The organism is Neisseria sp. P0014.S002 (assembly GCF_051958295.1).
GTDB lineage: Bacteria > Pseudomonadota > Gammaproteobacteria > Burkholderiales > Neisseriaceae > Neisseria > Neisseria flavescens_B.
Genome location: NZ_JBQCVO010000150.1, coordinates 1 through 229 on the forward strand (window position 1 = coordinate 1; position 229 = coordinate 229).

The window sequence follows — 229 nt, forward strand, 5'->3', positions numbered from 1 at the left end:
GTTATTGATATTGCTCCAGTGGCTAATAGTAGTGCAGGACACGATGATGTGTTTCGTGGTTTATTTGCCGTTAAAAAAGCGCAGCCACAAACTCGTCAACAAGCTAAGCCTATTTTAGAAACTGAAATTGCCGATCCAAGTGTGGTGCAATTTATGTTGAAATCTTTTGAACCTACTTCAAGTGAATATTTTCGTTTCAATTTGACCGCACTTTTTGAACATTATGCAG

The 229-nt window shown here is 38.0% G+C and carries 1 protein-coding gene; it reads left to right on the top strand.

Going from position 1 to position 229, the window contains the following annotated elements:
- On the top strand, positions 1-229 hold a 229-nt coding region (locus ACTHSX_RS10955; protein ID WP_440379694.1), incomplete at both ends, for a hypothetical protein.